Genomic DNA, 22656 nt, shown 5'->3' on the forward strand with positions numbered 1-22656 from the left:
AGTGGTGGGGCAAGAGCGTTTTGCTTACTTTTGCGCTGTTCAAAAGTGAGCCGCTGTAAGCGCGGAACCATAAGCGGCCGTTACCTGAATAACGGATATGCCCCCAAAAACAGCAGAACTTGCACCCCCCGCGCTCCCATGAAATAGTCAGCCAAGCAAGTGCTTGGTTGGCTACCGTCGGAACACAAAGGAGCGCGTCCATGTCTGTCGCTATTCGTTTGCCGCTGCAAGTCTTCTTCGACCGCGAAGCCCGCCACCCACGGCAACGATTCCTGGTTCAGCCCATCAAGGGCGGCGAGGTCCAAACCCTCACCTGGGCCGAAGCCGGTCACCAGGCCCGCTGCGCCGCCCACTGGCTGCGAGCCCGCGACCTGCCCCAGGGCTCCCACATCGCCCTGATCTCGAAAAACTGCGCCCACTGGATCATCGCCGACCTCGCCATCTGGATGGCCGGCCACGTCTCGGTCCCGCTCTACCCCAACCTCACCGCCGACTCCGTCGCCCACGTACTCGAGCATTCCGAAGCCGCACTGGCATTTATCGGCAAACTGGACGACTGGCCCGCCATGTCCGCCGGAGTAAAGGCCGACCTGCCCACCATCAGCCTGCCGCTGTGCCCCGATGGCGAATTCGATTTCACCTGGGCCGACCTGCAAGCCTGCTCACCCATTCAGGACAACCCCGCGCCCGCAGCATCCGATCTAGCCACCATCATCTACACCTCCGGCACCACCGGCCTGCCCAAGGGCGTGATGCACAGCTTCGGCGCGCTGGCCTTCGCGGCCATCCGCGGCACTGAACTGTTCGGCCTGGGGGAGGGCGACCGCCTGCTGTCCTACCTGCCGCTGTGCCACGTCGCCGAACGCATGTTCGTGGAGATGGCCTCGATCTACACCGGACAGACAGTATTTTTCGCCGAGAGCCTCGACACTTTTCTGACAGACCTCAAACGGGCGAGGCCAACAGCGCTGTTCGGCGTACCGCGGATCTGGACCAAATTCCAGATGGGCGTCTATAGCAAAATCCCCGCAAGCCGCCTCGATACCTTGCTGCGCTTGCCCTTCATCGGCAAACGGGTCGGCCACAAAGTGCTCGCCGGGTTGGGCCTGGACGTTGTGCGCGTGGCGATCTCCGGTGCAGCCCCCGTGCCCGAAGCACTGTTGGTCTGGTATCGCCGGCTGGGCCTGGATGTGCTGGAGGTCTATGGCATGACCGAAAGCTGCGGCTACTCCCACGTGTGCCGCCCCGGCCAGCAGAAACTCGGCTGGATAGGCCCGCCATGCCCGGACGTCGAAGTGCGCATCGGTGACGACGGCGAAGTCCAGGTACGCAGCGGCGCGACCATGCTCGGTTATTACAAGGACCCGGCAAAAACTGCCGAGACCCTCACCGCCGACGGCTTCCTGCGCACCGGCGACAAGGGCGAGCAGGGCACCGATGGCCGCCTGCGGCTGACCGGGCGGCTCAAGGAAATCTTCAAGACCAGCAAAGGCAAATACGTGGCCCCGGCGCCGATTGAAAACCGCCTGGCCGAACATGCACGCATCGAGCAGGTGTGCGTGGTGGGCGATGGCTTGAGTGCGCCCATGGGCCTGTGCGTGTTATCTGCCGTGGGTCTGCAAGATGCCGCAGGCGCTGGGCGCCAGGCTTTGCAGGGCAGCCTTGAACGCTTGCTGGAAGAGGTCAACCAGGTGCTGGATAAACATGAGCGCTTGCGCCAACTGGTGGTGGTGAAAGACAGTTGGGCGGTGGAAAACGGTTTTCTCACGCCGACCTTGAAGATCAAGCGCAACGTGATTGAATCAGCCTACGGGTCGCAGTTCCTGGCCTGGAGCGAGCGCTCCGAAGCCGTGCTGTGGCAGGATTGAGCACTGACATAAAACCAATAAGGACCGATCAATGAGCCTGTGGCGCACCCAACCGAATATCGAGCAACTGAATGCGATTCAGAAAAACACCATCGGTGAAGTACTGGATATCCGCTTTGAACGTTTTGACGACGAGTCCCTGACGGCCAGCATGGTGATCGACCACCGCACCCATCAACCCTACGGCCTGCTGCACGGCGGCGCGTCGGTGGTACTCGCGGAAACCGTGGGCTCCATGGCCAGTTACCTGTGCATCGACGCCAGCAAGTTCTATTGCGTGGGCCTGGAAATCAACGCCAACCACCTGCGCGGCTTGCGCAGCGGGCGGGTGACGGCGGTGGCCAAGCCGATTCATATCGGGCGCACCACCCACGTGTGGGACATCCGCCTGACCAGCGATGAAGGCAAGGCCAGCTGTGTGTCGCGCCTGACCATGGCCGTGGTGCCGCTGGGCGAGACCCCGCCGGCCCGATAGGCGTGGCGTGAGTGTCATCATTCCTGGCAGTTACAGTCATTGCCGTGACTGCCCGGTCTGGGGAGAATCAACACTCTGTTTACGATGATGGATCAGGTATGTCGCAGCACGTGTTTTTCGCTCACGCCAATGGCTTTCCTTCGGCGACCTACGGCAAATTGTTTGCCGCCCTGGCCCCGGAGTACGCCGTCGCGCATTTGCCGCAGCACGGTCACGACCCCCGGTTTCCAGTGGATGACAATTGGCAGAACCTGGTGGACGAACTGATCCACCACCTTGAGCAACAACCGGAGCCGGTGTGGGGCGTGGGCCATTCGTTGGGTGGCGTGCTGCACCTGCACGCGGCCATGCGTAGCCCGCAGCTGTATCGCGGGGTGGTGATGCTGGATTCGCCGGTACTGACCCTGGCCGATCGCTGGGTGATTCGCGCGGCCAAGCGTTTCGGCTTTATTGACCGGCTGACCCCGGCGGGGCGCACCCTGGGCCGTCGTGAAGAGTTCGCCGACCTGGCGGCTGCGCGCCAGTACTTCGCTGGCAAGACCTTGTTTCGCGGCTTTGATCCCGACTGTTTTGATGCCTACCTGCAACACGGCCTGGAACCGGTGGGTGATCGCCTGCGCCTGCGCTTTGATCCGGCCACCGAAATCAGCATCTACCGCGGCGTACCCCACACCAGCCCCGGCCAGGCCCGGCAACTGAAAGTGCCGCTGGCGGTGGTGCGTGGTCGCCAGAGCCGGGTGGTGATGCGTCACCATGCCAGCGGCGTGGGGCGCATGCCCATGGGCGAAATGCTGACCATGCCCGGCGGCCACATGTTTCCCCTTGAACGCCCACAGGACACCGCCACTTTGATCAAGAACCTGTTTGCCCGTTGGGAAGCTCGCCAGCGCGAGCGCAGTTGCGCATGACTGCGCCCGTCGAAGAAGTCCGCCTGGCGCTGCCGCACATCGAGTTGGCGGCGCATCTGTTCGGCCCTGAAGATGGCCTGCCGGTGATTGCCCTGCATGGCTGGCTGGACAACGCCAACAGCTTCGCCCGGCTGGCACCGAAACTCGATGGCCTGCGCATCGTTGCGCTGGACATGGCCGGCCATGGTCACTCGGCCCATCGACCCGTTGGCGCCGGTTATTCCCTGTGGGATTACGTCCACGACGTGCTGCAAGTCGCCGAACAACTCGGGTGGAAACGTTTTGCATTACTTGGCCACTCCCTCGGCGCCATCGTTTCCCTGGTGTTGGCCGGCGCCTTGCCGGAGCGGGTGACGCACCTGGGATTGATTGATGGCGTGATCCCGCCGACCGGCACCGCAGACAACGCCGCCGAACGCCTCGGCATGGCGTTGCAGGCGCAAATGAACCTGCAGGACAAGCGCAAGCCGGTGTACAGCACCCTTGATCGCGCGGTGGAAGCGCGGATGAAAGGCGTGGTGGCAGTCAGTCGTGAAGCCGCCGAACTGCTGGCCCAGCGTGGCTTGATGCCCGTGCCGGGTGGTTACACCTGGCGCAGCGACAGCCGCCTGACCCTGGCCTCCCCCATGCGCCTGACAGAAGAACAGGCGATGGCCTTCGTGCGCCGAGTCGGCTGTCCGACACAGTTGGTGGTCGCCGAAGACGGCATGTTGGCGAAACATTCCGAATTGCTTTCCGGGCTTCCGTTCCAGGTGACTACCTTGCCCGGTGGCCATCATTTGCACCTGAATGACGAGCCAGGCGCTACCCTTGTTGCAGACTGTTTCAATCGGTTCTTCTCCACGCCTTGACTTGGCGGGGTCAACTGCCGAGGCTGGGCGGATCGAAAGGGAGTCAACCATGAACGATCTCAACACCGCAGCGCACCCCAATGGCCAGGGCGCGCCGATCCGATGAGTATGCCGAAGGGATTTTTCCGTGTTCTGGGGCTGTGCTGTTTCAGCCCGCTGGTGTTTGCCGCCGACGTATCGGGTAGCCAGGACTTGCCCGCCGTAGCCCGTCAGGTCGACGCGCAGATCGTCGACTACCGTCCCGCCGAAGAGAAAGAACGTATCTACCCGCTGGGCTCGATCCGCAAGATCAGCGGCCAGCTGCGCTATGAAGGCCAGGCCACCGCCCGCGGCCAAGCCACTGCCATCACCTACGAACTGCCTGCCGAGCACACCTCCAGCGCCGCCTTTACCGCCACCCGTGAAGCCTTGCAGGCCCAGGGCGCGCAACTGCTGTTCTGGTGCCAGGCCCGTGATTGCGGCGAAAGCAGCTTGTGGGCCAATGAAGTGTTCGGCAATGCCAAGCTGGTGGGCGCCGACGGCCAGCAGGAATACCTGCTGCTGCGCCTGGCGGCCCCGCAGGACAACTCCCTGGTCGCGTTGTACGGCATCACCCGGGGCAATCGACGGGCGTACCTGCACGTGGAACAGATGGACGCCAGCGCACCGTTGGGCGATTTGCTGCCGACCTCCGCTACGCTGCTGCGGGAACTGAAAAGCACTGGCGAGCTGGATTTTCCCAAGCTGGGCGCCGAGCCTGACGCCACCTGGCTCACCCTTATTTCCCGCGGATTGAACCTGGATGCCACGTTGCGGGTCAGTTTGACCGGGCCCACCGCCGAGGCATGGCGCCAGGGCTTGATCGATCAGGGCGTACGTGCGGCGCGCCTGGAAACCGGCACCACCGAAGCCAAGGGTTTGCACCTGCATCTGATACGCTGACCGTTCCAGGGCGAACGGACCCGCGCCGTTCGCCTAAGCTCTTCCTCTTACAGACTTCTTTTCGAGAAACCACATGCTCAATAACGATCGCCTGCTGGTGCAGATCCTGCTGCTGGTGTTGTTTGGTGCCAGCTTCTGGGTGATGGCGCCGTTCTGGTCGGCGCTGTTCTGGGGCGCGGTACTGGCGTTTGCCAGTTGGCCGGTGATGCGCTTGCTCACCCGCTGGCTGGGCGGTCGCGAATCGCTGGCCGCCGGGATCCTGACCCTGGTCTGGATGCTATTGGTGGCGTTGCCGCTGGTTTGGCTGGGGTTCAACCTGGCCGACCATGTGCGCGATGCCGTGGGCCTGATCAAGGATATCCAGGTGGATGGCTTGCCTGCGGCGCCCACCTGGCTCGGCTCCATTCCCTTTGTCGGCGAACGATTGGTGGCGATGTGGGACAGCATCGACCAGCAGGGCGCGGCACTGATGGTTACGTTGAAACCGTACCTGGGCCAGGTCGGCAACTGGTTGCTGGCCCGCAGTGCGCAGATCGGCGGCGGCATCCTGGAACTGACCCTGAGCCTGGTGTTCGTGTTCTTTTTCTACCGTGACGGGCCGCGTCTCGCGATGTTTGTGCATCGCTTGCTGGAGCGGTTGATCGGCGACCGGGCGGGTTATTACATCGAACTGGTCGCGGGTACGGTGCAGCGGGTGGTCAACGGTGTGATCGGCACCGCTGCCGCCCAGGCCTTGCTGGCGCTGATCGGCTTCTGGATTGCCGGTGTTCCGGGGGCTTTGGTGCTGGGGATCGTGACGTTCCTGCTCAGCCTCATTCCGATGGGCCCGCCGCTGATCTGGATTCCGGCCACCGCCTGGCTCGCCTGGAAGGGCGACTACACCTATGCGGTGTTCCTCGGTGTATGGGGCACGTTCATCATCAGCGGCGTCGACAACGTGCTCAAGCCCTACCTGATCAGCCGTGGCGGCAACCTGCCGCTGGTGATCGTGTTGCTGGGGGTGTTTGGCGGGTTGATTGCGTTCGGCTTTATCGGCCTGTTTATCGGCCCGACATTGCTGGCGGTGGCGTATAGCTTGTTGACCGACTGGAGTGCCACCCAAGCTCAGGTGCGGCGGGAAGATAAAACCGGGCAGTAATGGTTCCTGCAGGGCGCAGGAACCATTCCTACGCCCTTGGCAGCCACATTACGGCGGTAAGGCCGCCGCCCGGAGTTTCCTCCAGGCTCAGCCGTCCACCTAGGCGTTCCACGGCTTCCTTGGAAATCGTCATGCCCAACCCCACGCCACCGGAATTGCGGTTGCGCGAGCCTTCCAGCCGATAAAACGGTTCAAACACCGCCTCGCGTTTATCCGCCGCAATGCCCGGGCCGTGGTCGATCACCTTCACCACCAGCGCCTGCGGAGTGTCCGCGAGTTCGATGCGCGCGGTGCCGGCGTACCGCAGGGCGTTGTCGATCAGGTTGTTCAGGCACGAACGCAGGGCCATCGGTTGCACTTGCAGCGGCGCGCACTCACCACTGCATTGCACATCGGAGCCGCGGTCCTGGGCGTTTTCACTCAGGGACTCCACCAGCGCCTGCACATCCAGCCAATGCCGGGTTTCGCTGGTGCGCTGCTCGTGCAGGTAGCTCAGGGTGGCGTCGAGCATGCCGATCATGTCGTCCAGGTCCTGGCGCATCTGGCCCTGCAGCTTGGTGTCTTCGATCTGTTCCAGGCGCAGCTTGAGCCGTGACAGCGGCGTGCGCAGGTCGTGGGACACGGCGCCCAGCATGCGGGCACGCTGGGTGACCTGTTCGCGGATGCGCTTTTGCATCAGGTTGAAGGTCGATGCCGCTTGCCGAGCCTCCCGTGGGCCGGACTCGTTCAGCGGTGGGCTGTCGAGGTCCAGGCTCAGGCGCTCGGCCGCGGCGCTCAGGCGCTGGATCGGCCGGCTGAGCAGCTTGGCGCCGTACCAGGCGGCGATGATCAGCGAGATAAACTGGAAGGTCAGCGGCACCACAGGCCCGCCGAACCAGGGACGGCGATGCTCCTTGGGCATTGGCGTCAGGCTGCCGTCCGGTTGCTCGATGAAGGTCTCGTGGGGCGGTGGCGGCGGCGGGCCGTAATGGTGAAACCAGAAGAATGCCAGCACGTGGGCCAGCACAATCGCCACCAGCAACACACCGAACAGCCGCCCGAACAGGGTGTTGAAGGCGTTGCGCATCAGCCGATATCCCGCGCGTCGAACAGGTAGCCTTCACCGCGTACGGTCTTGATCAACTGCGGTGCCTTGGGGTCGTCCCCCAGCTTCTGGCGCAGGCGCGAGACCAGCAGGTCAATGCTGCGATCAAAGGCTTCGATGGAGCGACCCCGGGCCGCGTCCAGCAATTGTTCACGGCTCAGCACCCGGCGCGGGCGCTCGATAAACACCCACAGCAAACGGAATTCGGCGTTGGACAGCGGCACCACCAGCCCGTCGTCGGCCACCAGCTGGCGCAGCACGCTGTTGAGGCGCCAGTTGTCGAAGCGGATATTCGCCCGCTGCTCGGTGCGGTCATCCCGCACCCGGCGCAGGATGGTCTGGATGCGCGCCACCAGTTCACGGGGCTCGAAGGGCTTGGACATGTAGTCGTCGGCCCCCAGTTCCAGGCCGATAATGCGGTCGGTAGGTTCGCAGCGGGCGGTGAGCATCAGGATCGGGATGTCCGATTCCGCCCGCAGCCAGCGGCACAGCGACAGGCCGTCTTCGCCCGGCAGCATCAGGTCGAGCACCACCACGTCGAAGGTCTCGGCTTGCATGGCCTGGCGCATGGCCGCGCCATCGGTCACGCCGCTGGCGAGGATATTGAAGCGCGCCAGGTAATCGATCAGCAGTTCGCGGATCGGCACGTCGTCGTCGACAATCAGTGCGCGGGTGTTCCAGCGCTTGTCTTCACCGACAAGCGAGGCTTTTTGATCGTCATTCAGCACAGGAGTCAGGGTTTGCATGGTGCGATCATCTACCTGGTTGGCCGCCGGGCCGAAGCTCGGCGGCGAGGTTGTTGCGTTCAGCATAGGCGCCCAGCCCCGGGGCTGGAAGTTCTGTACGATGGTTCACGTGTGCGAGGCTAATCTTCGGGGGTATTGCAGGCATGTCGGGAATGTATCTGTTTCGACACAATTGCCCGGGAGCCCGCAATCTGGCGGCTAAATCGCGAATTACCGATCATCGGATCCCGCAAACCCGCTGCTTGCGCTACAATCCGCGCCGATTTCGACTTGCCTGAGAGCCCATTCCAATGTCCGCCTGCCAGACTCCTATCATCGTCGCCCTGGATTACCCAACTCGTGACGCCGCACTGAAGCTGGCTGACCAGTTGGACCCCAAGCTTTGCCGGGTCAAGGTTGGCAAGGAACTGTTCACCAGTTGTGCCGCCGAAATTGTCGGCACCTTGCGTGACAAAGGGTTCGAGGTGTTCCTCGACCTGAAATTCCACGATATCCCCAACACCACCGCGATGGCGGTCAAGGCCGCCGCCGAAATGGGCGTGTGGATGGTCAACGTGCACTGCTCCGGCGGCTTGCGCATGATGGCTGCGTGCCGTGAAGTGCTCGATCAGCGCAGCGGCCCCAAGCCACTGCTGATTGGCGTGACCGTGCTGACCAGCATGGAGCGTGAAGACCTGGCCGGCATCGGCCTGGATATCGAGCCACAGGAACAAGTGCTGCGCCTCGCGGCCCTGGCGCAAAAGGCTGGCCTGGACGGCCTGGTGTGCTCGGCGCTGGAAGCCCAGGCGCTGAAGACCGCCCACCCGGCGCTGCAACTGGTGACCCCGGGGATTCGCCCGGCGGGCAGCGCCCAGGACGACCAGCGTCGCATCCTGACCCCGCGCCAGGCCCTGGATGCCGGTTCCGATTACCTGGTGATCGGTCGCCCGATCAGCCAGGCGGCCGACCCGGCCAAGGCGCTGGCAGCGGTAGTTGCCGAGATTGCCTGACTAAAGCGACCACGGTCTCTGTGGGAGCTGGCTTGCCTGCGATAGCATCGCCTCGGTATCACTGAAACACCGAGTCGCCTGCATCGCGGGCAAGGCCGGCTCCCACATTAACCGTGTGTGCAGAACGATCTGCGGTGTGTCAGCTGACCTTCAACACCAACTTCCCAAAGTTCTCACCGTTGAACAGTTTCATCAGCGTTTCCGGGAACGTCTCCAGCCCCTCGACTATATCTTCCTTGCTCTTGAGCTTGCCCTGAGCCATCCAGCCGGCCATTTCCTGCCCGGCAGCGGCAAAATTCGCCGCGTGGTCCATCACCACAAACCCTTCCATGCGCGCACGATTGACCAGCAGTGACAGGTAGTTGGCCGGCCCTTTGACAGCTTCCTTGTTGTTGTACTGGCTGATGGCGCCGCAGATCACTACGCGGGCTTTCAATGCCAGGCGGCTGAGCACGGCATCGAGAATGTCCCCGCCGACGTTATCGAAATACACGTCCACACCTTTCGGGCACTCGCGCTTGAGGCCGGCATGCACGTCTTCGTTCTTGTAGTCGATGGCGGCATCAAAACCCAGCTCATCCACCAGGAACCTGCATTTGTCGGCGCCGCCAGCGATGCCTACCACGCGGCAGCCTTTGATCTTGGCAATCTGCCCGGCAATGCTGCCCACCGCGCCTGCCGCGCCGGAGATCACCACGGTCTCGCCGGCCTTGGGCGCGCCGGTGTCCAGCAGGGCGAAGTAAGCGGTCATGCCGGTCATCCCCAGCGCCGACAGATAACGCGGCAACGGCGCCAGTTTCGGATCGACCTTGTAGAAACCCCGCGGCTCACCGAGGAAGTAATCCTGCACACCCAAGGCACCGTTGACGTAGTCGCCCACGGCAAATTTCGGGTTGTTCGACGCGATCACCTTGCCTACGCCCAGGGCGCGCATGACTTCGCCGATACCCACCGGCGGAATGTAGGATTTGCCCTCGTTCATCCAGCCACGCATGGCCGGGTCGAGGGACAGGTATTCGTTGTGCACCAGCACCTGGCCGTCCTGGGGTGTACCCACCGGCACTTCCTGGTAAGTGAAGGTGTCCCGCGTGGCCGCGCCGACCGGGCGTTTGGCGAGCAGGAATTGGCGGTTGGTCTGGGCAGACATGGCAGCGACTCTTGAGAAGTGGACCTTGAGTGATAGACCCTTCGGGCTGCACCGGCAAGGTGCGCGGCACCTGCGAATGCCCACCGATCCACTGCAATGATAGTGATGCCGGTGCCGTTATCACTGCGGCTCATGGTTCGCCAACCGGGCTTTTGATAGTGCTGACGCGCCGATGGTGGCTCTGGCTAGACTGGGGTCATCGAGCATCCCCATCGAAGGAACATCCACCATGAGCATGACATTTTCCGGCCAGGTCGCCCTGGTGACCGGTGCGGCCGCCGGCATTGGCCGCGCCACTTCGCTGGCGTTCGCCGCTGAAGGCTTGAAAGTCGTAGTCGCCGACCTGGACGCGGCTGGCGGCGAGGGCACTGTGGCGCTGATTCATCAGGCCGGTGGCGAAGCGGTGTTTGTGCGCTGCAATGTCACCCTCGAAGCGGACGTGCAGCAGTTGATGCTGCAGACCGTGGCCACCTATGGCCGGTTGGACTATGCCTTCAACAACGCCGGGATCGAGATCGAGAAGGGCAAGCTGGCGGACGGCAGCCTGGATGAGTTCGACGCAATCATGGGCGTCAACGTCAAGGGCGTGTGGCTGTGCATGAAGTATCAACTGCCGTTGCTGCTGGCTCAGGGCGGCGGCGCCATCGTCAACACGGCTTCTGTGGCAGGACTTGGGGCGGCGCCGAAGATGAGTATCTATGCCGCGTCCAAGCACGCGGTGATCGGCCTGACCAAGTCGGCGGCGATCGAGTACGCGAAAAAGAAAATCCGCGTCAATGCGGTATGCCCGGCCGTGATCGACACCGATATGTTCCGCCGTGCCTATGAAGCTGACCCGCGCAAAGCCGAATTTGCCGCCGCCATGCACCCGGTCGGGCGTATCGGCAAGGTCGAGGAGATCGCCAGCGCCGTGCTTTATCTGTGCAGCGACGGTGCTGCCTTCACCACGGGCCAGGCATTGGCGGTGGACGGTGGCGCGACCGCGATTTAGGAAGTGAGGCGGATGCCATTCAGAATAGCGTTGGAGGCGCTGTGGGGTTTTTCTGCAGGTGGCCAGATGCCTCACATGAATGTGTTTCACTAGGTAAATAATTCAATTAAATCAATGATTTAATAAATCTTGATCGCAGCTGTCATCGGGCTTCTGTGCTTAACTGGTTTGGGTTAAATGACAACAGTTTAAGTGAGTGGCTCATGGATTTAGGGATCGATCGACAAGCCCTTGTACCGGTAGTGCAGCAAATCGTCAGTGCGCTGGCCGCCTGGATTCGCGAGAGCGGCGCCAGCCCCGGGACGCGGTTGCCCTCGGTGCGGCAACTGGCCCACGAGAACCTGCTCAGTCAGTCCAGCGTCATCGAGGCGTTCGAGCGGATGGTTGCCCAAGGGGTGCTGGCCTCAAGGCAAGGCGCCGGTTTCTGTGTGGCCCAGCCACCCGCCGAGCGTGGTCTTCGCGGTGAAAACCAATGGTATGAGGGCGCCGAGTCTGGGTGGGGCGCCTTCATCGACAATCAACTGGGCGAACTGAAGCTGGGATGCGGCTGGCTGCCGGACACCTGGCGCGAGAGCGACGACATCAGCTACGCGATTCGTGAAGTCACCCGCACCGACACCGCGGCCGTCTTCAACTACAGCACGCCGCTGGGCCTGCCGGCCCTGCGTGAACAACTGCTCAAGCGCCTGGCGCACATCCAGGTGGCAACCCGGGTCGAGCATATCCTCACCACCCACGGCGCGAGCCACGCCCAGGACCTGCTGATCCGCACGCTGCTCAAGGCCGGCGACACCGTGGTGGTGGAAAGCCCGGGGTACGGCAACCTTTACCGCCAACTGGCCTTTCATGGTGTCAAGCTGCTGGAAGTGCCGCGTACCCGTGGCGGCCCGGACATGCCTGCCCTGGAAGCGCTGTTGCGCGGGCACCGGCCCAAGTGCCTGTTCATCAACAGCCTGTATCACAACCCCACCGGCACCAGCCTGTCCCTGGCGGTGGCCGAGCGCTTGCTGCAACTGGCCCATTCCCAGGACTTCTTCATCATCGAGGAAGACGTCTATGGCGACCTGCAACATGCCACGTGCACCCGGTTGTCGGCGTTGCCCCACGAGGACCGGGTGATCTATGTCTCCAGTTTTTCCAAGACCCTCAGCAGCGCCTTGCGGGTGGGGTACCTCACGGCCAGCGGGGCGATCATCGCGCAATTGGCCAGGGTCAAGACCTTGACCGGCATCGGCACCTCGCGGTTTGCCGAGGCGGTGGTGGCGACGTTGCTGGCCAATGGTACCTACCGCAAGTGGGTGCAACGCCTGCGCCGGCGGCTGAGCACGGAAATGGCCATGACCCTGCAGGTGCTGGAAGACGAAGAGTGGGAGGTGTTTGCGGTGCCGGCGGGGGGCATGTTCCTCTGGGCGCGCCCTGGTGTCGGCGACCGTTCCACCGTGCAGGCGCGGGCTCGCCGGCTGGGGGTGTTGCTGTCGCCGGGGACGCTTTTCAGCCCGACGGGCGAATCCAGCGACTGGCTGCGCATCAATGTGGCCTACGCTTCTGATCAGCGTGCACTGGCGTTGTTCAAGGCCATGGGGCCGGCAGGATCGACCTCTACCATTCTGAAAACGACGAGGATGTAGCTTTTTGCCATTATTGTGGCGCCAAACCCTTGTATTCAGTGCCCCGGGGTTGCGAATCTCGCTGCATCGAAACCTGGCTTGATGGCATTCGCCATTGCAAGAGGACTCAAGTGCAATGATTTCTGCCGTGCAACGACGTTTTGCCAACCTCGGTATGGCCAAGAAACTGGGCTTGGGCTTTGCCCTGGTACTGCTGTTGACGGCATTGGTGGCCGCGATTGGCGTATGGTCGCTGCAAACCGTTGGCCAGCGCTTCGAGGGCCTCAAAGCCATGTCGGCGCTCAACAGCGGCTTGCTCAAGGTGCGCTTGATCGAGCAGGACTACGCGTTGCATGCCGACCCCAAGTCGGTGGACGCCTTGCACGAAAGTGTCGACGCGTTGGCCGCCCAGGCGGTAATTCTCAAGGCCCAGTCGCCTGCCAATGTCCCGGTGATGAGCGACGTCGAGCAGGCGCTGGCGGCGTATCGCAAGGCGTTCGATGAGTTTGTCGAGCTGACCCAGACCAAGGACCTGGCGCTGGAAATGGCCAGTTGGTCGGTCTCCAGTGTCGCCAACAACCTTGATGTGTTGCAGGCCGGGCTGGCGGACGACGGCGCCTATGGCCTCAAGGAAAGCCAGGGCAAGGAAGGTGCCGAATTCATCGAGCAGGCGGGGCAGGTCAGCCAGGTCTCGCGCCTGATGCTGCAGGCCATGAACGAAGCGCACGTGCGCCTGGACCAGAGCCGCAAGGGCGATGACGAGAACGCCGAGCAGGGTAAGATCGAGCAGGCCGATCAGGCCCTGGCCCAGGTCGAACAGCTGAAAACCACCGTCAAGGATCCTGGCTACCAAACCGTGCTTAACGAAGTGTCCGGGCATATTGCGGCCTTCAGCGAAAAACTCGGCGAATACACCGGGCTGCTGGCCCAGGAAAAAGTCGTCTACAAGCAGTTGCACGAACGTGCAGCCGAAGTGGTCACCCGGGTCAATCAGGCCTACGACGCAGAAGACCTGTCGATGCAGGCGCAGTTGAAGAAAAGCGCGTTGCTGATCATCGGTTCTTCGGCGTTGGCGTTATTGGTCGGGCTGATTGCCGCGTGGATCATTACCCGTTTGATCGTTGCACCGTTGCGCAGCGTGATTGCAGTGGCCCAGCAGATTGCCGCCGGTGATCTCAGTGGCCGTATGGAAGTCAGTCGCCGGGACGAGATGGGCCAGTTGATGCTCGCGATGCAACAGATGAGCAGCGGCCTGAGCAGCATGGTCAGCGGGTTGCAGGCGGGTATCGAGCAACTGGCCAGCTCGGCCCATTCGCTGTCCAGCGTCACCGAGCAGACCAATATCGAGGTCAGCAGCCAGAAGGAAGAAACCGAGCAGGTGGCCACGGCCATGAACCAGATGACCGCCACCGTGCACGATGTGGCGCGCAACGCCGAAGAAGCGGCCCAGGCGGCGCAGACGGCGGATGACAAGGTCGACAGCGGCCAGCAGGTGGTGCGTCAGAGCTTGCAGCGTATCGAGTTGCTGGCCAGCTCCGCGACCTCCGCCAGTACCAGCATCGAAAGCCTGAGCGCGGAGATCCAGACTATCGGCACCGTCCTTGAGGTGATCAAGAGCGTGGCCGAGCAAACCAACCTGCTGGCGCTGAATGCGGCCATCGAGGCGGCGCGGGCGGGCGAGCAGGGCCGCGGTTTTGCCGTGGTGGCCGACGAGGTGCGGGCGCTGGCCAAGCGCACCCAGCAATCGACCGAGGAAATCGAACGGTTGGTGAGTACCTTGCGCAGCGCTGCGCAGGCTTCGGTGCAGCAGATCAGGCAGAGCGGCGAACTGGTCAAGCTGGCGGTCAGTGATGCCCTGGAAACCGAAAGCGCCCTGGGCAGCATCGCGGCGGCGGTGTCGTTGATCCAGCAGATGAACCAGCAGATTGCCGCGGCGGCCGAAGAGCAAAGCTCGGTGGCCGAGGAAATCAACCGCAGCGTCACCAGCATCCGTGCGAGTGCCGATCAATCGGCGTTGAGCATGCAGGGCAATGCAGCGTCGAGCATCGAACTGGCGCAGTTGGGTACGGAGCTTAAGGGGATGGTCGGGCACTTCCGCCTTTGATCACCGCAGGCCTGCGGCGATCAAAGGGCAGGGCGGTCAGGCGTTGTTGGCCAGGAAGGTCAGCAGCGCTTCGTTGACGAAATCGGGGTTTTCCCGGCTGGAGATATGCCCGGCGTGCGGAATCAACATCAGCGCGCAGCCGATCAAGGCCGCCATTTCTTCTGATTCGGCCGGTGGGCGTGGCTTGTCCTGCTCGCCACACATCACCAGGGTGGTGTCGGTGTCGAGGCGCGCCAGTTGTTCCAGCACATCCGCGCGGCTGAAGATAATCCGGCCCAGGGGCACGATGCTGTGCACCAGGCGCTCCTTGGGGAAGGCCTGCAGTGCGTTGCGGAAATCCTGGTACAAGGCCGACTCCCGGTCGATACCGGGACGGAAGAAGATCGGCGCCACCACATCCAGCAGCGGTTCCGGAATGGCGCCGGCGTCTTCGATCATCTTGAACAGCGAAAAGTAGTATTGGCGAGTGGCTTCCGGCTCGGCGCCCAGGTGCGTGTCCATCAGCACCAGGCTGTTGACCCGTCCGGGTGCCAGCAGCGCCAGGCGTGCGCCCCACATGCCGCCGACCGACAAGCCCACGAGGTTGACCTGGGCAATGTCCAGGTGATCCAGCAGCGCCAGGTGCTGGCGTGCGAGGTCGTCCAGGGATGCAGTGTTTGCAGGCAGTGCGCCGGACTCGCCGTGGCCCCAAAGCTCGGGGACGATCACCCGGTACTGTTGCGACAGCGCTTCGATCTGCGGCGCCCACATCTGGCTATCCCACAGGTAGCTGGAACCGAGGAGAACGGCCGGGCCGGTGCCCTGGTCGAGGTAGTGCAGCGGTTGTCCATCGATGAGCACGACAGGCATGGCGAAGCCCTTTTCGTTAACGGAGAGAGGGGCCTTTTTTACGCTATTCGAGGGGAAGGGGATAGGTGCAGAGTGATGGCATGTGGCGAGCGGGTTTGCCGCCCACCACAATGGCAGGGGATCAGTCGTAGATGGCTTTCTTCTTCCAGTCGGCGTCCGCATCCACCACTTTCAAGCCTTCGGTCAATTCGTTGACCTCGTCTTCAGCCGGTTCAAGGTTGGACAGCACCATGGAGTTGGCGCGCGCCAGCTGTTTCTCGAGCAATTGCAGCTGCTGGCTGTACACCACCGGCTCCGGTTGCTTGCGCAGGTACTGCACGCCGCGTTCGAACGCCAGGCGAGCCTGGCCCGGCTGGCCTTGTTGCAGCGCGTGCTGGCCCAGGTTGTTGAAGAACTCGATGTGCAGCAGCACCAGGATATGGCGGATTTCCTTGATCCAGTGCTTAGCTTCATTGGTCGGCAGGAAACCGTCCTGGGCCGCTCGGGTCACCTGGCCATGCAGTGCTTCGAGCAGGAAACGTACATCCTTGGCCTTGGCTTCGGTCTGGATCGGGCCGGGCGGGTTGTTCACCGGAATCGATTCGCCCTGGGCCACCAGCGCGTTGAGTTCAGTGATGCGTGCCTTGAGCGACGCATTGGACTTGTCGAGGTTCAGCAGGCGCTGGTTGACGTTGAGCTCCAGGCGGGTCAGCAGCAACTTGAGTCGCGGCGTCATCAACTGGCCAGGGAAGGTCTCGGTGATTTCGCCGCAGCGGCGCAGCCGGTCATTGAGTTCGATCCGGGTCCGGTTCTTTTCCAGCTTATTGTTTTCCACCACGTGGTTCATGTAGCCAATGGCGATCAGTATTACGATCCCGGCTATTACCAGCAGGGTGATCATGAGTGGTGTCACCGGTGTGACCTCTTTATGGGGGTTGCATTGAAGTGTAGTGACTGGTGCAGTGACCGGATAGGACTGAGCGACCAGTTGCGTCAGTAGTTTCTTCTATATAGCGGGGCAGTCCCTGCGTAGATGCACATTGCCATCATTTGCTGTGGCGAACTATAGCGCCTTGTGGAACGCCAGAATATAGGCGCCAAAGCCTGGACGGCGAGAAACCCTTGCAACCCCCGTAAACCACGGCGAAGTCATTGATTTAAATAAATTTATCCTTGGGGGTTGACGACCTCCCAATCCATCCATAGAATGCGCGCCACTTACAGCGTAAAGCACACAGCGAAACGCGGTAGGGAGTGAATGTTGTACGTGTGTCCCCTTCGTCTAGTGGCCTAGGACACCGCCCTTTCACGGCGGTAACAGGGGTTCGAGTCCCCTAGGGGACGCCATATGCGGGAATAGCTCAGTTGGTAGAGCACGACCTTGCCAAGGTCGGGGTCGCGAGTTCGAGTCTCGTTTCCCGCTCCAAATTTAAGCAGTGTTGCCCTCGGGCGGCACTGAGTGAAACCAGGGCGTAATCTTCGGATTTAATCTCTGGGCACTGAAATACACACCATGTGTTTCAGTAGCGTGTCCCCTTCGTCTAGTGGCCTAGGACACCGCCCTTTCACGGCGGTAACAGGGGTTCGAGTCCCCTAGGGGACGCCATTTGCGGGAATAGCTCAGTTGGTAGAGCACGACCTTGCCAAGGTCGGGGTCGCGAGTTCGAGTCTCGTTTCCCGCTCCATATTTAACGAAAACGCCGATCAGCAATGATCGGCGTTTTTGTTTGTGGGTTTTTTGTGAGCCGCAGTGCAATGCCTCGGCCCACGTTGCGTTTGTACCGCTAGAAATTATCCATCGCATGGCACATCGATAGCCTTCCCGATGGCGTCGGTTCAATCGGACTCCATCGTTCGGCACCTTTCGGCAGCTCAGCAAGCTCGAATGAGCAACTCCCGGACATTGATGCTCGCACCATGTAGTCCATGCCGGGCTTGGGGATAAAGGTCATGGTGTTGAAACATTGCCGGCCATATTGCGGCAACCCAAGGTAATGAAAGGCAATGGGTGTGTTCGCCGGAATCACCTGTTCGGACGACACCGCACCGTCCCAGGTGTAAATCGGCCCCGGCATCCCCAGGCTTGCGCCATTGCGGTCGGCGAAGCCGGATTTGGCGGACACCATCACGCCTGCTCCGGGAACATTCCAGTCCAGGCAATCGCGCCCGGGCACTGCGCGCACCATGCCGTCACTGATAATGCGCAAGCGCGCCGTCTCGGCAGACGGTGGCGCTGTATAGGCGGTGTTGAGGGAGCGGACGTTATATACCTGGCCACAGCCGCTGAGAAGAACCAGGAACAGGGCGGGAATTACACGTAAGGTTCTCATGGCTGGCGGCAGTTCTGGCTGACCGACAGATGCGGCGCGGGCTCAAGCTTGACCATCTGCAAGCCATTAGCACCCTGGAAGATAAAATATTTGTTGCGACAATCCTTAAACGTCTCCGAGTAACCTTCAGCCCGGAATGCTTCCCCGTCGATCTTCCTGGTCACCGTATTGTCACGGCTGACCACGGCGAGTACCTGCTCATAGCTGTCGCCCATCTTCACCCCCGGCACCCCGGTGGAGGTCATGGAATTGGCACAACCTGCCAGTCCGATGGCCGCCCAAACCAGCGCCGTACCGTACAGTCCATTGCGTGTGGTGTTCATCCCTGCTCTCCATCCATGAGGTGTGCACGGTTGGTCAGCGCAACGGCGGAAAAGTGCAACATTCATATCTGGCAATGTGACATTGCCCGCAAATCATGGGATTTGCAGGCAACGGCTCACGGCTTGCCCGGATGCGGCTCCGGGTACTCACTCGTCACTTCCAGTGCCTTGGCATACGGCCCGTCCCACAGTTGCTCGTGTAAATCTCCCACACGCTTGGCCATCGCCTCACTGCGCATCACCACTTCCAGGTTGCGCGAGTTATCGAAATAACCGCCCAGCCAGTTACTGGTCCCTACCCACGCCACTTGCCCGTCGATTTCCATGGTCTTGCTGTGGATCACCCGCGCATAAGGAATAAAACCTTGCCTGGCCTCGGGCAGCGTGACGATCTTGACCTCGACATTCGGCAGCACCGCCAGGCTTTTCAGGTACGGCAATTCCAGTGCTTCGGTGTTCCAGTTGGATACCATCAACTTGATCGAGACCCCGCGCGCTGCCGCTGCACGCACGGCGTTGTCGATCATCGCGTAGTAAGGCCGGGTTCTGTCAGGTCCATAGGACAGCGGCGCGTAGTCCAGCAGTTGTACGCGCACTTCCTTTTTCGCCTCGCCCAGCAAACGTGGCAGTTCCAACTGCGAATCACCCACACCCGGCGGGTTGTAGCGCTGGGGGCTGGCTACCAGGTAGTTGCCGGTGCGTGCCGGTGTGGCGCCTGTGGCGGGCAGGGCAACAGGCTGGTTGTCGGCCAACGCAGCCTGGGCCTGCCAGTCCTGTTCAAAAATGGCCTGGGTCTGGGCGACGACGTTTGCATCACTGATCAACAGCCCGGTTTCGTGGATATGCTCCAGCGAACGCCAGTCGAAGTTCTGGCTGCCGATAAACGCCTGCTTGCCATCCACTACCATGTACTTGGCGTGGATGATCCCCCCACTCAGCTTGCCATAGGGCAGGATGCGGAAGGTCAGGTTGGGAATGGCTTTCAGGCGCTCCAGGGTCGAGGCTTCCGACAGCCGCACGCCTTTTTCTTCCAGCAGGAAGCGAATTTTCACCCCGCGTTTGCCGGCGGCTTCCAGGTGTTCAATCACCTTGTCCATCACCGAGCCAGGATGGTTGGCCGCGTAGAACTGGCCGATGTCGATGCGGCTTTTCGCGCCGTCGAACAGCTGGATCCACACGGGGCCGGGCTGGCGCAGATCGGCGGTGCCAAGTTGGGTGTCCACTGGCACGGTGTGTACCAACTCAAATCCCGGAATTGAAAAGTCCGCCTGGGCAAGCGGACTGAGGAGCAGGCCTGCAAGGCCGGCGATACGTAATTTCAGCGATATGGACATAGGCGTCTCATCGGGCAAAAAAAGGGCGGGCGCATGATGCGCCCGCCCCGGGAAGGTCACGCAGTGCGGGTGTGCAGCGGGGTCGGTACCAGGTGCGGCACTTCACCCTGCACGCGGGCACCGGTTGCAGCGCGGATCAGCAGGATTTTCAGCTGGTCGTTGATACGCTCCAGGCTGTCCTGGAAGAAGTTGTGGAACACCACGCAGAACAGCGCGATGGCGATCCCCAAACCCGTGGCGAACAGGGCCGTACCGATACCACCGGAAATCTGGCCCGGGTCGGACACACCGGCACTGGCCAGCGCCTTGAAGGTGTCGATGATGCCGAGGATGGTCCCCAGCAGGCCGAGCAGCGGCGCGGCGGTGGTGATGGTTTCGATGATCCACAGGCTGCGCGACAGCGGCGCGCGGGTCTTGAGGTACTGGGTTTCGATCTCGTCGTCCAGGTCCTTGCGCGAACCATGGGACGCCTTCTGCGCCAGGATCGGCAGCACCATGCTCAGCGGCAGGCTGTCACGGCGAGTCAGGTTTTCCGGCAGGTCGCGTTCGCTGTGCACATTGGCGCCCAGCACTTCGGTCAATGCACGGGCCTGGCGGCGCACGTAGGCGAAGTAGATGCCACGTTCGATGGTGATGAAGATTGCAATCGCCAGTGCGGCGTACATCACATAAAAGGTGATTTGGTGAAGCAGGTTCATGTCCATGATGCTGAGCCTCGCAGTTAGAAATTGGCTTCCAGGGAAACGGTGACGGTGCGGTCAAGCCCAACGATGTAGGCCGGGTCGCCATCGCGGAAACCGCTGTAGCTCGCCGAGTTGGTCTTGGTGGTGTACACGCCGTCCAGGTACTTCTTGTCGAACAGGTTGTCGACGTTCAGGCGCAGGGTTGCGTCCTTGACGACTTTCTTGTCCACCGGCAGGTAGATACCGGCGCCGAGGTTGAAGATGGTGCGGGCGGAGATGGCTTCGTCGTTGGTCAGGTCGCCATAGAGCTTGCTGGTGAACTTGCCGCCGAAGGTGCCGTAGAAGCGCCCGTCGTCATAGCCGATGTTGGCCGCCAGCATGTTGGTCGGCACGTTGGCGAACTGCTTGCCGCTGGTGGGCAGCACGATCGGCTTGCCGGCGCTGTAGACGGTCAGGTCGTCCTGCTGCTTGGAGCTGGTGTAGGTGTAGGAGGTGTAGTAGTTGAAGTTGTGCGGCAGCTTGCCGCTCCACTCCAGTTCCAGGCCTTTGTTGATGACGGTGCCGGCGTTGATGTCGGCGGAATCACCGTTGCTGTCCAGGGAGGTGAGCTGGCGATTCTTGAACTGCATGTAGAACAGGGTCGCGGCGAGGGTGCTGTCTTCGCCGGTGTAGCGCCAGCCCAGTTCCTGGTTCCAGCTGAGTTCCGGCTTGGAGTCGAGGGAGCCGACGCCTTTGTCGTACAGCACGTAGTTCTGTGGAATACGCATGTTGCGCGACAGGCTGTAGAACAACTGGTCACGCTCGTCGAGCTGGTATTTCAGGCCGGCGTTGGGCAGCAGTTTGTTGTAGGTCTGGCTGGCCTTGCCGGGTTGCTCGGTGAGGCTGCCGTGGTTGGTGCCGTCACGCTCGACGTTCATGTAGGCAATGCCCGCGATCAACGTCCAGTCCGAGTTGATGTACCAGGTGTCCTGGGTCCAGACCTTTTGCGCCGGCGTCACGGTGTAGCGGTCGCGACCCTGTACGGTGTTGCCGTTGGCGTCGACCACGGAGTTGCCGTCGGGCCAGGTATCGCTTGGCTTGCCGTTGTTCTTGAGGGCAATGAACGGTTGGGTCTGGCTTTGGCGGGCGCGTTCATACCAGTAGCCGAATTGCAGGCTGTGGTCGCCCAGGTCCCAGTTCAGCTTGGTGGTGATGCCCGGGCGCCAGGTCTGGGTGCGCGAAGGGCGGTAGTAGACGCCGGTGGTCGCGGAACCGTCGGCGTTGTATTGAGCCTGTGTCGGCAGGTTGCCGAGGTCGAAAACGCCGCCCTTGTTCGAGCCACTGTTCAGCGCATAGGCCGAGGAGCCCACGCCGCTGCCGTTGCCGTAGTAGTAATACGGGATCACCGAGAGGGACAGGTTGTCGCTCAGCTTGTACTGGGTGTTGAGCACGGCGGTAAAGGTCTGGAACGGGTTCTGCGCCAGGTCGTAGTAGCTGCTGACCTTGCCGTTGGCGCCCACCGCCGGTGTCGCCGGGTACGGGTCGTACTTGCGGCCGTACTGCTGGAACTGTGCCTTGGTCAACTGGCTGTAACTGTTGTTGTCCTGCTCGTGGTACTTGAGGATCAGGTTGGCGGTATTGCCGTTGCCGGCGTCGAAGAAGCTGTTCCACTCCACCTTGTCCGCACGTACGGCACCCGAGCCGCGCCACATCTGGCCTTCGGTGTGGGAGGCCGACAGCCAGTTGCTCAGGCCGTTGACTTCACCGGTGTTGAGGCGGGCAAAGGTCTTGCGGGTGGCGTTGCTGCCGACCACTTGCTTGACGAAGGCCCCGGTTTCCTTGGTGGGGCGAATGGTCACGATGCCGATGTTGCCGCCACTGGAACCGATGTGCGGGCCGTCGGCTTCCGACGAGCCCTGGGTGACGAAAATCTGGTCGATGTTTTCCGGGTCGCCCAACAGGTTGGAGTACAACGCGTAGTTGCCGGAGTCGTTGATCGGCATGCCGTCCACCGACATACCGACCTGGTCGGAGTTCATGCCGCGCATGGTGAAGCGGAAGCCCGAGAGGCCGGTGTTGTCTTCACTGGAGATGTTCAGGCCCGGGGTGTACTTGAGCTTGTCGATGGCGTTGCCGGTGGCCGTCTGTTTGTCCAACGCTTCCTTGGTGATGGTCGAGCGGCCCTTGGCGCTCTCTTCCTGGACCATGTAACCGCCCCCAGCGGTTGCCTTGCCCTGTACCCCAATAGTCCCGACGTCACTGTCGCTGGTATCTGCCATGACCACTCCATGGGTCATGCTCGTCGCGGCAACGAGTGCCAGATGAATCCGGGTGAACTTCATCACTGTCG

Annotated in this window: 20 protein-coding genes, 4 tRNA genes and 1 pseudogene; 15 read left to right on the forward strand and 10 right to left on the reverse strand. The window is 62.0% G+C overall.

Annotated elements, in window-relative coordinates:
- Positions 1 to 200 precede the first annotated feature (200 nt).
- From HX811_RS30500 to HX811_RS30525, 6 genes are all read left to right on the forward strand, one after another.
- Complete coding sequence (locus HX811_RS30500; protein ID WP_177048640.1) at positions 201 to 1868, forward strand: AMP-binding protein; 1668 nt, start codon at positions 201 to 203, stop codon at positions 1866 to 1868.
- A gap of 31 nt (positions 1869 to 1899) precedes the next feature.
- Positions 1900 to 2343, forward strand: coding sequence for a hotdog fold thioesterase (locus HX811_RS30505; RefSeq protein WP_003217165.1), 444 nt, complete (start codon positions 1900 to 1902; stop codon positions 2341 to 2343).
- A gap of 98 nt (positions 2344 to 2441) precedes the next feature.
- Positions 2442 to 3251: an alpha/beta fold hydrolase gene (locus tag HX811_RS30510; protein ID WP_008431257.1), complete on the forward strand. Its 810-nt coding sequence runs from the start codon at positions 2442 to 2444 to the stop codon at positions 3249 to 3251.
- The gene (locus HX811_RS30515) at positions 3248 to 4102 is read left to right on the forward strand and encodes an alpha/beta hydrolase (protein ID WP_087695368.1); all 855 of its coding nucleotides are present in this window, start codon (positions 3248 to 3250) and stop codon (positions 4100 to 4102) included. Before HX811_RS30510 ends, HX811_RS30515 begins: the two co-directional genes overlap by 4 nt.
- Positions 4103 to 4204: 102 nt before the next feature.
- Positions 4205 to 5023, forward strand: a complete 819-nt coding sequence (locus HX811_RS30520) for a DUF4892 domain-containing protein (RefSeq protein ID WP_177048642.1) — start codon at positions 4205 to 4207, stop codon at positions 5021 to 5023.
- 73 nt (positions 5024 to 5096) lie between these two features.
- Positions 5097 to 6161 (forward strand): AI-2E family transporter, encoded by a 1065-nt coding sequence (locus HX811_RS30525; protein ID WP_003217173.1) that lies wholly within the window; start codon positions 5097 to 5099, stop codon positions 6159 to 6161.
- Between the two features lie 28 nt (positions 6162 to 6189).
- Here the strand turns inward: HX811_RS30525 and HX811_RS30530 are convergent, their stop codons facing one another.
- Both HX811_RS30530 and HX811_RS30535 read right to left on the reverse strand, forming a co-directional pair.
- Entirely contained in the window at positions 6190 to 7227 is a 1038-nt protein-coding gene (locus tag HX811_RS30530; RefSeq protein ID WP_177048644.1) for a cell wall metabolism sensor histidine kinase WalK, read from the reverse strand.
- Positions 7227 to 7991, reverse strand: a complete 765-nt coding sequence (locus HX811_RS30535) for a response regulator (RefSeq protein WP_032898726.1) — start codon at positions 7989 to 7991, stop codon at positions 7227 to 7229. The genes HX811_RS30530 and HX811_RS30535 overlap by 1 nt, the downstream gene beginning before the upstream one ends.
- A 290-nt stretch (positions 7992 to 8281) precedes the next feature.
- Here HX811_RS30535 and pyrF point away from each other — a divergent pair, with 290 nt between their 5' ends.
- Positions 8282 to 8980, forward strand: a complete 699-nt coding sequence (gene pyrF / locus HX811_RS30540) for an orotidine-5'-phosphate decarboxylase (RefSeq protein WP_003217180.1) — start codon at positions 8282 to 8284, stop codon at positions 8978 to 8980.
- A 139-nt stretch (positions 8981 to 9119) separates the two neighbouring features.
- Here pyrF and HX811_RS30545 read toward each other — a convergent pair whose 3' ends face one another.
- A complete protein-coding gene (locus HX811_RS30545) occupies positions 9120 to 10127 on the reverse strand; it encodes an NADP-dependent oxidoreductase (protein WP_177048646.1) in 1008 nt (335 codons plus the stop codon).
- Between the two features lie 229 nt (positions 10128 to 10356).
- Between HX811_RS30545 and HX811_RS30550 the strand changes: the two genes are divergently transcribed.
- The 4 genes and pseudogenes from HX811_RS30550 (at position 10357) to HX811_RS32350 (ending at position 14829) form a co-directional block, all read left to right on the forward strand.
- Positions 10357 to 11118, forward strand: a complete 762-nt coding sequence (locus tag HX811_RS30550) for an SDR family oxidoreductase (RefSeq protein ID WP_177048648.1) — start codon at positions 10357 to 10359, stop codon at positions 11116 to 11118.
- A gap of 203 nt (positions 11119 to 11321) precedes the next feature.
- Positions 11322 to 12746, forward strand: coding sequence for a PLP-dependent aminotransferase family protein (locus HX811_RS30555; RefSeq protein ID WP_003217187.1), 1425 nt, complete (start codon positions 11322 to 11324; stop codon positions 12744 to 12746).
- Positions 12747 to 13743: 997 nt separating this feature from the next.
- A pseudogene (locus HX811_RS32345) lies at positions 13744 to 13968 on the forward strand (HAMP domain-containing protein); the annotation flags it as partial.
- A gap of 18 nt (positions 13969 to 13986) precedes the next feature.
- A complete protein-coding gene (locus HX811_RS32350; RefSeq protein ID WP_371132479.1) occupies positions 13987 to 14829 on the forward strand; it encodes a methyl-accepting chemotaxis protein in 843 nt (280 codons plus the stop codon).
- Positions 14830 to 14865: 36 nt separating this feature from the next.
- Here HX811_RS32350 and HX811_RS30565 read toward each other — a convergent pair whose 3' ends face one another.
- Together HX811_RS30565 and HX811_RS30570 are read right to left on the reverse strand one after the other, a co-directional pair.
- Positions 14866 to 15678 (reverse strand): alpha/beta fold hydrolase, encoded by an 813-nt coding sequence (locus HX811_RS30565; RefSeq protein WP_177048650.1) that lies wholly within the window; start codon positions 15676 to 15678, stop codon positions 14866 to 14868.
- A 121-nt stretch (positions 15679 to 15799) separates the two neighbouring features.
- Positions 15800 to 16558 carry a hypothetical protein gene (locus tag HX811_RS30570; protein ID WP_003217193.1) on the reverse strand — a complete coding sequence of 253 codons (759 nt, stop codon included), beginning with the start codon at positions 16556 to 16558 and terminating at the stop codon, positions 15800 to 15802.
- A gap of 370 nt (positions 16559 to 16928) precedes the next feature.
- Here HX811_RS30570 and HX811_RS30575 point away from each other — a divergent pair.
- The 4 genes from HX811_RS30575 (at position 16929) to HX811_RS30590 (ending at position 17342) form a co-directional block, all read left to right on the forward strand.
- Positions 16929 to 17004: transfer RNA gene (locus HX811_RS30575), tRNA-Glu, on the forward strand.
- 3 nt (positions 17005 to 17007) lie between these two features.
- Positions 17008 to 17083 (forward strand) — tRNA-Gly (locus HX811_RS30580).
- A 104-nt stretch (positions 17084 to 17187) separates the two neighbouring features.
- Positions 17188 to 17263, forward strand: a tRNA-Glu gene (locus tag HX811_RS30585).
- Between the two features lie 3 nt (positions 17264 to 17266).
- Positions 17267 to 17342: transfer RNA gene (locus HX811_RS30590), tRNA-Gly, on the forward strand.
- Positions 17343 to 17441: 99 nt separating this feature from the next.
- Here the strand turns inward: HX811_RS30590 and HX811_RS30595 are convergent.
- The 5 genes from HX811_RS30595 to HX811_RS30615 all read right to left on the reverse strand — a co-directional run bounded on the left by HX811_RS30595 (position 17442) and on the right by HX811_RS30615 (position 22648).
- The gene (locus tag HX811_RS30595) at positions 17442 to 17987 is read right to left on the reverse strand and encodes a hypothetical protein (protein ID WP_008431270.1); all 546 of its coding nucleotides are present in this window, start codon (positions 17985 to 17987) and stop codon (positions 17442 to 17444) included.
- Complete coding sequence (locus HX811_RS30600; RefSeq protein WP_177048652.1) at positions 17984 to 18310, reverse strand: hypothetical protein; 327 nt, start codon at positions 18308 to 18310, stop codon at positions 17984 to 17986. The genes HX811_RS30595 and HX811_RS30600 overlap by 4 nt, the downstream gene beginning before the upstream one ends.
- 116 nt (positions 18311 to 18426) lie before the next feature.
- Complete coding sequence (locus HX811_RS30605) at positions 18427 to 19644, reverse strand: phospholipase D-like domain-containing protein (protein WP_177048654.1); 1218 nt, start codon at positions 19642 to 19644, stop codon at positions 18427 to 18429.
- A gap of 56 nt (positions 19645 to 19700) precedes the next feature.
- Positions 19701 to 20348: a MotA/TolQ/ExbB proton channel family protein gene (locus HX811_RS30610; RefSeq protein WP_003217203.1), complete on the reverse strand. Its 648-nt coding sequence runs from the start codon at positions 20346 to 20348 to the stop codon at positions 19701 to 19703.
- A gap of 17 nt (positions 20349 to 20365) precedes the next feature.
- The gene (locus HX811_RS30615; RefSeq protein ID WP_008431274.1) at positions 20366 to 22648 is read right to left on the reverse strand and encodes a TonB-dependent receptor; all 2283 of its coding nucleotides are present in this window, start codon (positions 22646 to 22648) and stop codon (positions 20366 to 20368) included.
- Positions 22649 to 22656 lie beyond the last annotated feature (8 nt).

It is taken from the genome of Pseudomonas sp. F8002 (genome assembly GCF_013385495.1).
GTDB lineage: Bacteria > Pseudomonadota > Gammaproteobacteria > Pseudomonadales > Pseudomonadaceae > Aquipseudomonas.